Raw genomic sequence first — 9,558 nt, forward strand, 5'->3', positions numbered from 1 at the left:
AGGAGGAGTATATTATGTCTCTATCAGAACTATTATCGTTTTATATTAATAAGAAGAAAACGAATATGACACAATTTGCACAATACTTAGAAATAGATCGTTCTACACTACATAAGATCATTAAAGGTCAAAGACCTGCAACAAGTGAAGCATTAGTCAATAAAATGGCACAATATCTATGTTTAAGTCAGGAAGAAACAAAACAGATATTAGAAGCTTATGAAATTGATACAATAGGTGCTTTTATATTCTATCGTCGTAAACATATCCAGGATTTCTTTAAGGAAGCAGATCATGTATTGGATCATCATTATCACATTACAGAACAGGTACAAGATGATCAGACTCTTGTAGATGATGTCTATACAGGAAGAATCAATGTAGAACATATACTCTATACTTTATATTCTTATGAACTAAGAGAAGAAAAACCTCATGTAAGAATCATGGAACAGCCTTATGAGATGTCTATTATATTCGATTCTTTTAATCATCTTTCATCAGATATGCCTATGACTCATTTATTTTATCTAGATAATTCACAGAAACAGACAAAAAATAATGAGTTCTATAACTTAAAGTGTTTAACTAATTTATTACCTGTCATCTTACGTAATAAGAATTATCATCCTTATTACTACTACAGTAATGTTTCTATTATGAATGAACATGATATATTCTACCCTAATGTAATGATTACAACACGTTATGTGTTTACCTATACAAATGATCATAGTCAGGGAATACTTTATAAACTTCAACAGATTGTGAATGCCTATAAAGAAAAATTTGATGCTTATTTAAAAGAAGCAGAATGTTTTATGACACGTGATTCATGGACAAACTATCTTGCAGACACGCAAACGTTCTTAAATACTCATGTTATTACACAGGAACTCATGACAACACCATGTCCTACTTATGTGTTTGAAGAGAGTGATCTGGATATTATCCGTAAATCATTAAAAGATTTCTTTCCTGATAAAGAAGGATTTATTAAAGACTATCAAAACTATGTGAATTACTGGAATCAGATCTTCTATCCTCAATGTTTTGATAAATTCCATGTTATCTATACAGTGCAAGGTTTATACTATACAGCTAAAACAGGGTATCTCCATGATATACCACCAGAACTCTTTAATCCTCTTTCTTTAGAAGATAGACTCACATTACTTAGAAAGTGGAAAGAATTCTGTATAAAGCATCCTCATGTCGTGATGGCAAATATGCCTTATCTTTCTGAATCATCTACAACATACTTTCAGTTAAGTAATCAAGAGTTTCATATGATTGCATCAGATTCAACAGGTACACTCGCAAATATCTCTATTAAAGAAGTCACACTTGTAGAAGCATTTAATGATTTTGTTGAAAATGTAGTTAAGAAGAATGCTTATAGTAAAGAAGATGAAATGAAGCTGATTGATAAATGTATAGAAATGATTGAAATGGAGATGTAGTATTATGTATGTATACCAATTATTATCTGAATATATCAAGACTAAGAAAATCAATATCAAGAAGTGTGCAGAATACTTCCAGATAGACCGTTCTACTTTTTATAAGATTATTAGAGGAGAACGTAAAATACCAAATCGTGATTTTATCCAACAGATCAGTCAGTATCTCTATCTTACTAATGATGAAAAGAAAGAATTATTAAATGCCTATGAAATAGATAGAATAGGAGAGTTCCGTTATTATTGCCGTCAACATGTAAATTCCTTCTTAAAAGAAGCCACATTACTTGATAACCGTTCCTTTACAACACCTGATACTTTAGATTCTATCTTAAAGACAGGACACTATACTAATAAATATGATGTAGAATATCTCTTATATGAACTATCTCTCTTAGAAAGCAAAGAAAAAAAACCTCATATAAGGATCTTTGATCAGCCTACTCATGCACTCTATTTATTAAGAATAGTCTCTTCTCATATACCTATTACGCATTTATTCTGTTTAAATAATACAAATGAACTAACGAAAGATAACCAGTTCTATAACTTAACTGTTCTTACAAATATCATGCCATTAATCTTTAATAATGATCACTATAGACCATATTATTACTATAATGAGATCAATGCGATTAATAACCATCTTTGTTTCTTTCCTAATATGATTCTTACTACTAGATATCTTCTTATTTATACAGCAGATCATTCAAGTGGTATTCTTTATGAAAAAGGAGAAACATATGATGCGTATGAAATACTATTTAATCAATATTTAAAGGAAACAAAGTGTTTAATCACTAAAAAAGATGAAAAAAGTGATATGACAGAAGATTTCAATTATATTCTCTATGCACCTCCTATTGGTGCAGTTTATCAAGAGGACGATCCATTTCCAGTTTTTTTAGAAGATAATGATTTTGTGGAATCATTCAAGAAACAGTCAATGTATTTAAAACAGTTTGTGAAGCATAATAAAGATCATCTATCAGGACTCCATACTCTACAAGGATTAAGACATTTTGTGGATACTGGTTATACAATTGATTTCCTACAACCATTCTATCAACCACTAACGATTAATGATAGAATCAAAATATTACGTAGACTAAAGAACTTTATAAATACCTACTCTATAAAACTTGTAGATATCCCTGAATATGATAATATGTCTTTCTCAGTTATAGTCATGAACATTAATACACTCTATTTCCAAATTGTATCAGCCAGTGGCACTATCAAAACAATACAGCTGCATGAAGCAAGTCTTGTAATGGCTTTTAATGACTATTATCAATATATACTAGAAGAAAGATCGTTAAGTAAAGAAGACGCATTTGAAATCATTGATAGCTATATTGCACAATTAGACATGTTAAAAGAGTGAACCAAAATAGTTCACTCTTTTCATGTTAGCTGATTTTTGTACCTGCTGGTAAATCTGTTTCTAATACTTTAATAGATTTCTTAGTTCCACCTGCAAGAATCATACCCTGAGATTCTACACCTCTTAGTTTAGCTGGTTTTAAATTCTTCACTACAATTACCTTCTTACCAGGCATATCTTCTGGTGAATAGCTATCTGCGATACCTGAAACAATCTGTCTTACTTCTCCACCAATATCAATCTGTGATACAAGAAGACGATCTGCTTTAGGATGCTTTTCACATTTCTTTACTTCACCAACAACTAATTCTACCTTAGAGAAATCATCAATAGTGATTTCAGGTGTTTCATCCTTCTTTTCTGGAACAACTGGCTTAGCAGGAGTTAACTTTTCTACCTGTTTAGCTACTTCTTTAGGATCTAATCTAGCAAATAATACTTCTGGATGATCAGTGACTTTAGTTCCTGATTTATATGAACCGAAAGTATCTAGCTTCATCATATCTCTTTCATCTGTATTAATCATATCTAAGATCTTCTTAGAAGTACCAGGAATGAATGGTTCTAATGCGATAGCTGAGAATCTGATAGCTTCTACTAAGTTATAAAGTACTGTTGCAAGACGATCTTTCTTTGTTTCATCCTTAGCAAGAGCCCAAGGCATAGTATCATCAATATACTTATTAGTACGTCTTAATAATACATAGATTTCATCCAACGCTTTAGCAAGTTTGAATTCATTTTCTAACTTAATAGTCTTTCCTGGCATTGCGAGTGCGATTGATTTTAATTCATCATCCACTGGTTCACATACATTTGTATTTGTGACAACACCATCAAAGTATTTATTACACATAGCGATTGTTCTGTTTACTAAGTTACCTAAGATATTAGCGAGATCACTGTTGATACGTTCTACTAATAAGTCCCAAGTAATTGAACCATCGTTATCATATGGGATTTCATGCAATAAGTAGTATCTTACAGCATCTACACCAAATAGATTTACTAAGTCATCCGCATAAATAACGTTACCTAAATGTTTAGACATCTTAGAATCACCCATTAATAACCAAGGATGACCAAATACCTGTTTTGGTAAAGGTAAATCTAATGCCATTAAGATGATTGGCCAATAAATAGTATGGAATCTTACGATGTCCTTACCAATAACATGTACATCTGCAGGCCAATATCTATTAAATAATTCATCGTTATTACCATCTAAGTCATAACCTAATCCAGTAATATAGTTTACTAATGCATCAATCCATACATATACAACATGCTTTGGATCGAAGTCTACAGGAATAGACCAAGTAAATGAAGTTCTTGATACACATAAATCCTGTAAACCTGGTTTTAAGAAGTTATTGACCATTTCATTCTTTCTTGATTCTGGCTGAATGAATTCTGGATGATCATTATAATACTGCATTAAACGATCCTGATATTTAGATAATTTAAAGAAGTATGCTTCTTCTTTTGCATCATGCACTTCTCCACCACAGTCAGGACATTTTCCATCTACTAACTGAGATTCTGTAAAGAATGATTCACATGCAGTACAGTATTTACCTTCATAATGACCTAGATAGATATCACCTTTGTCATGTAACTTCTTAAAAATCTTCTGTACCTGTTTTACATGATATTCATCAGTAGTACGAATGAACTTATCATAAGTAACATCCATCATATCCCAGATACGTTTTACTTCTGCAGCAACCTTATCTACATATTCCTTTGGTTCAATTCCAGCTTCTTTAGCCTTTAATTCGATTTTCTGTCCGTGTTCATCTGTACCAGTCTGAAAACGTACATTATAGCCCTGCTGTCTCTTAGCACGGCAGATTGCATCACTTAATACGATTTCATAAGTATTACCAATATGAGGTTTACCTGAAGTATAAGTAATTGCGGTTGTTAAATAGAAATCTTTTGGATCTTTCATATTATCTGCTCCCTCCTAAAAATAAAAAAAACGTCCTTAATAAAGGACGAAATTATCGCGGTACCACCTTTTTTACACTTACGTGTCACTCAATCTCTTAACGCGAGTTACGGTTATCCCTATTCGAAATAACAGCTCCCAGACCATCTTTCTAAAGCTTCACACTTATTTACACCAGCCATAAGTTCTCTATGCATTTCACTTTAGTCTCTTCTGTTCATTGCTTTTACTTTAAAACTTTAACAAATTTCTACAACCTTGTCAATGATAGGGTTGAAAGTCCTCACATTATCACAGAGAGGTTCACTTTCAAAAGTTGAATATTATTAAAGTTTTGAAAGTGAACCATTAAAGTACTTACGCTCCTAGTAACCATTCAGCAATATCATAAATCATAATGCCTTCATAGCTATACTTTGGATGTCTCGTTCTTGCAATAATCATTTTAGGATATGCATCTCTAATTTGTAGTAAAGGAGAATATTCTCTCTCAAAAGTTTCTTGTGCTGAAATATTATCACTTACCTGAATATAGATTTTTTCACTACCTCTTTGAGCTACAAAGTCTATCTCTTTCTGGTAAAGTTTTCCAACATAAACATCATAACCACGACGCAATAGTTCAATACAAATCATATTCTCATACACTCTGCCATAATCCATATTTCTACTACCTAAAATAGCATATCGAATACCTGTATCACACAAATAGAACTTCTCAGAACTTTCCAAATATTTCTTACCACGAATATCATATCTCTTAATATCATAGAAAACAAAAGCGTTACATAAGTATTTAATGTATTTACGTACTGTCACATGAGTTGTAGATACATTATTCGCATTTAAAAGCTGACTCACCTTATTTGGAGAAGTTAAATTACTGATATTATCCATTAAGAATTCACTTAATCTTTGTAATACAGTCGTATCAGGTAAAGCATACTTTTGAACTAGATCTCTTGTCACAATAGTTTCATAGACTTCCTTAATATAAGTAACCCTATCCCTATCATTTGGATATAAATAAGAGCCTGCCAAACCACCCTTAAAAGAGTATTCATCAAAAAGCTTATCCTTATCACTCACATCACTATAATATTCACAATATTCTTGAAAGCTGAAAGGAAATACATGTATTTCAATATATCGTCCTGTAAAGAGAGTTGCTAGATCAGCACTCAACAAGAAAGCATTAGAACCAGTTACATAGATATCATACTTTCCTTTAGAATAGAGACTATTAATAGCTAACTCAAACTTTGGGCACATCTGAACTTCATCTACAAAGAGATAATTCATTTTACCTGCTACATAATGTTGTTCTACATAAGAATGTAGTGCATGATATTCCTTGATTTCTTCAAACTTCAAATCCATAAAATCAATAAAAATTATATTGATATTATCGTAATTTGTTTTTAGGTATTCAATGTATGCCTGCATTAGTTTAGATTTCCCGGAACGACGAATACCAGTAATAATTTTGATATCCGGTGTATCCTTTAGTTCAATGATCCTGTTGAGATAGTTTTTTCTCACAATTGTTTTCATATATTCACCTACTTTCAAAAGTTTAAATTTTTTATAGTTTTGAAACTGAACCACTACACTTATTATACTGTTCTAAAACTGTAGGAACAAGATGCCACTTTCAAAAATGAAATTATTTTGATTTTTGAAAGCGATTAATACAAACAAAAGACCTTGTACTTGATTTGATCATATGACAACTTATTTACACATAAATTTCTTATCTTATTCATACTGAATTCACTTATCATATTTAGTATGTTTTTGAATTATGTGAATTATATTCGTTTGTTGTATTAGTAAGTAAAAGGTAATAGAATACTAGAGAAGGAAGTGATAGCTATGGATTTAGAAAAGATTTTTAATGATCAGAAAACGTATTATGACACATTAATGACTAGAGATGTAAGTTTAAGAATAGATGCAATTAAACGTGTTAAGTTATGGATTAAAGACCATATGGACTTAATAGAAGATGCTTTAGAGAAGGATTTAGGTAAATCTAGAGGAGAGTCCTATATGACAGAAATAGGATTAACTCTTGAGGCCTGCACATATACATTAAAGAATATTAAAAAATGGGTAAAGAAGGATAAGGTAAAGACACCTCTTCATCAGTTCTTTTCTCGTTCTTATACGATTTATGAACCTTATGGTGTTACACTTATTATTTCTCCTTGGAACTATCCATTTCTACTTGCGATAGAACCACTTATTGGTACTATTGCAGCAGGGAACTGTGCAATAGTGAAACCAAGTGAGCAGACACCACATACTTCCGCTATTGTAGCGCAGCTCATTGATACATGTTTTGATAAAGGACATGCCTATTGTGTTGAAGGTGGTTTAGAGGTTTCTAAGGAACTTGTAGATTTACCTTTTGATTATATTTTCTTTACTGGTGGTAAGAAAGCTGGTAGAGAAATCTATATGAAGGCGGCAGAAACATTAACACCTGTCACACTAGAATTAGGTGGTAAGTCTCCTGCTATTTTAACTGATATGATTCCTATGGAGATTGCAGCCAAGCGTATTATATTCGGTAAGTTCTTGAATGCTGGTCAGACTTGTATTGCACCTGATTACATATTAATTAAAGATACTATGAAAGCGGCTTTTATTGATTATGCTGCAGAGTATATTAAGAAGTTCTTTGGTGAACATCCATTAGAAAGTGAGAACTTATGTAAGATCGTCAATAAAGAACAATTTGATCGCTTAAAGAAGCTATTAGAGAATCAGGATATTCTTATCGGTGGAGAAGTAGATGAAGAACACTTAAAGATTGCACCTACTATTGTGAATGATGTAGATTTTGATAATCCTTTAATGGAAGAAGAAATCTTTGGACCTATTCTTCCACTTGTAGAATACAATAGAATTGAAGAAGCGATTCAGTATATTAATAGTCATGATAAGCCTCTTGCTCTTTATTTATTCTCCAATGATTCATATCATGCTAATAAGATTCTAGATTTATGTAGTTTTGGTGATGCATGTATTAATGATACAGTCAGCCATTTTGCGACTAATACACTTCCATTTGGTGGTGTAGGCGCAAGTGGTATTGGTTATTATCATGGTAAGTTTACTTTTGAGACATTTTCTCATCGTCGTTCTGTTTTGCATAAGAGTACACGTATTGATTTACCATTTAGATATTATCCACTTACCGATGATAAGATGAAATGGATCAAACGTTTCTTAAAGTAATACTTACGAACACTTAATATGAGTGTGATTTCTTCTTAACCCTTTCTTTACTATACTGAATATAGAAAAAGAAAGGGTGATAGATATGAAGTACAATTTGTATTGGTTAGGTTCAAAATTAGTTGCTGTTATGATTATGGGAACTATACTTCTATCTGCCACTCATTGATTGTAAGCTAGAGATTCATTTCTCTAGTTTTTTTACTTAATATTTATATATTCTTGTGTCTGTAATGATATTTGTATTTCTCCTCTTATTCTATACTAAGTATAGAATAGGAGGAACAATGAGATACGAAATCGCCTGGGCAATTTCTAAGATTATATGTGCAATAATCTTATTTGCCATCACCATGTATGCTGGTTATACCGTTCGTTAATCAGCATTTTTATAATATTTCATGTATAATAGTAGATGAGGTGATTAAAATGGGTGAATATGATAAATATTTTAATAAGGATCTTCATAAAGATTTGAATAAGGATTCCCATATCAAACATGTTATTGCAGTCACAAGTGGTAAGGGTGGTGTAGGTAAGAGTTTAATGACATCATTACTTGCAGTCATGATGAACCGTATTGGTTATAATGTAGGTATTTTAGATGCGGATATTACAGGACCATCAATTCCCCAGGCTTTTGGTTTAACTGAAAAGCTTTATGGATGTGATAAGGGTATTATCCCAGCCGAAACACGTACAGGTATTAAGATTGTTTCTTTAAACTTAATGCTGGATAATCCTACTGATCCTGTTGTATGGAGAGGAAGCTTGATTTCTAATACTGTTACACAGTTCTGGACTGATGTATATTGGGGCGAATTAGATTATTTATTTGTCGATATGCCTCCAGGAACTGGAGATGTTCCTCTAACAGTCTTCCAATCTCTTCCTGTAGATGGTATTATTACGGTATCTTCACCACAGGAACTTGTCAGCATGGTTGTAGAAAAATCAGTGAATATGGCACAGATGATGAATATTCCTATTCTAGGTCTTGTTGAGAATATGAGTTATTATATCTGTCCTGATTGTGGACATAAACATTATTTGTTTGGTGAAAGTCATATAGATGAAATTGCGAAGAAGTTTAATATTTCTACTGTATGTCGTCTTCCAATGGATCCTGCAATTACTAAAGTAGTTGATGCAGGTCTTATTGAAACAATTACACAGATGGAACTTATGCCTATAGTGAATGAATTAATGAAGGAGGAATAAGGTATGATTCAGCACGTTGTTGTATGGAAATTTAAAGAAGGTACAGAAGATCTACAGAATCAGTTTGTAGAAGGATTAAAGGGACTTGTAGGACAGATTGATGGTATCCGTTCTTTACATGTTGGGAGAAATGAAAATCCTAATGAAACATATGATGTTTCATTAGTTATGGAATTTGATAATATGGAAGATCTTGCTAGCTATGCGAATGATCCTAGACATTTAGCTGTTGCGAAAATTGCGAAGGAAAATGCTGAAGTAAGAGCTTGTGTAGACTTCACTATCTA

The 9,558-nt window shown here is 32.0% G+C and carries 7 protein-coding genes and 1 other annotated feature; of the genes, 5 read left to right on the forward strand and 2 right to left on the reverse strand.

The features are described from left to right. The first annotated feature begins 14 nt into the window (after positions 1–14). On the forward strand, positions 15–1,463 hold the full coding sequence (locus B2S90_RS07850; protein WP_286696837.1) for a helix-turn-helix domain-containing protein: 1,449 nt from the start codon (positions 15–17) through the stop codon (positions 1,461–1,463). Positions 1,464–1,467: 4 nt separating this feature from the next. Then, on the forward strand, positions 1,468–2,850 hold the full coding sequence (locus B2S90_RS07855; protein ID WP_286696838.1) for a hypothetical protein: 1,383 nt from the start codon (positions 1,468–1,470) through the stop codon (positions 2,848–2,850). 25 nt (positions 2,851–2,875) lie between these two features. Here B2S90_RS07855 and metG read toward each other — a convergent pair whose 3' ends face one another. Next, a complete protein-coding gene (metG, locus tag B2S90_RS07860; protein ID WP_278780807.1) occupies positions 2,876–4,804 on the reverse strand; it encodes a methionine--tRNA ligase in 1,929 nt (642 codons plus the stop codon). 39 nt (positions 4,805–4,843) lie between these two features. Further along, positions 4,844–5,034, reverse strand: a binding site (T-box leader). A gap of 127 nt (positions 5,035–5,161) precedes the next feature. Then, positions 5,162–6,358: an ATP-binding protein gene (locus B2S90_RS07865; protein ID WP_055234036.1), complete on the reverse strand. Its 1,197-nt coding sequence runs from the start codon at positions 6,356–6,358 to the stop codon at positions 5,162–5,164. 321 nt (positions 6,359–6,679) lie between these two features. Between B2S90_RS07865 and B2S90_RS07870 the strand changes: the two genes are divergently transcribed. The 3 genes from B2S90_RS07870 to B2S90_RS07880 all read left to right on the forward strand — a co-directional run. Continuing rightward, positions 6,680–8,050, forward strand: coding sequence for an aldehyde dehydrogenase family protein (locus B2S90_RS07870; protein ID WP_278780809.1), 1,371 nt, complete (start codon positions 6,680–6,682; stop codon positions 8,048–8,050). A gap of 429 nt (positions 8,051–8,479) precedes the next feature. Continuing rightward, positions 8,480–9,271 (forward strand): Mrp/NBP35 family ATP-binding protein, encoded by a 792-nt coding sequence (locus tag B2S90_RS07875; protein WP_238703635.1) that lies wholly within the window; start codon positions 8,480–8,482, stop codon positions 9,269–9,271. Positions 9,272–9,274: 3 nt separating this feature from the next. After that, a partial coding sequence (locus B2S90_RS07880; RefSeq protein WP_055234033.1) for a Dabb family protein occupies positions 9,275–9,558 on the forward strand: 284 nt, incomplete at its 3' end.

This window comes from Catenibacterium sp. UBA627, from assembly GCF_002299355.1.
Classification (GTDB): Bacteria; Bacillota_I; Bacilli_A; order Erysipelotrichales; family Coprobacillaceae; genus Catenibacterium; species Catenibacterium mitsuoka.

Bases quoted from the DNA above. Each gene is read 5' to 3' on its own strand.
- B2S90_RS07850 (WP_286696837.1), top strand. From the start codon at position 15: ATGTCTCTATCAGAACTATTATCGTTTTATATTAATAAGAAGAAAACG.
- metG (WP_278780807.1), bottom strand. From the start codon at position 4,804: ATGAAAGATCCAAAAGATTTCTATTTAACAACCGCAATTACTTATACT.
- B2S90_RS07855 (WP_286696838.1), top strand. From the start codon at position 1,468: ATGTATGTATACCAATTATTATCTGAATATATCAAGACTAAGAAAATC.
- B2S90_RS07870 (WP_278780809.1), top strand. From the start codon at position 6,680: ATGGATTTAGAAAAGATTTTTAATGATCAGAAAACGTATTATGACACA.
- B2S90_RS07875 (WP_238703635.1), top strand. From the start codon at position 8,480: ATGGGTGAATATGATAAATATTTTAATAAGGATCTTCATAAAGATTTG.
- B2S90_RS07865 (WP_055234036.1), bottom strand. From the start codon at position 6,358: ATGAAAACAATTGTGAGAAAAAACTATCTCAACAGGATCATTGAACTA.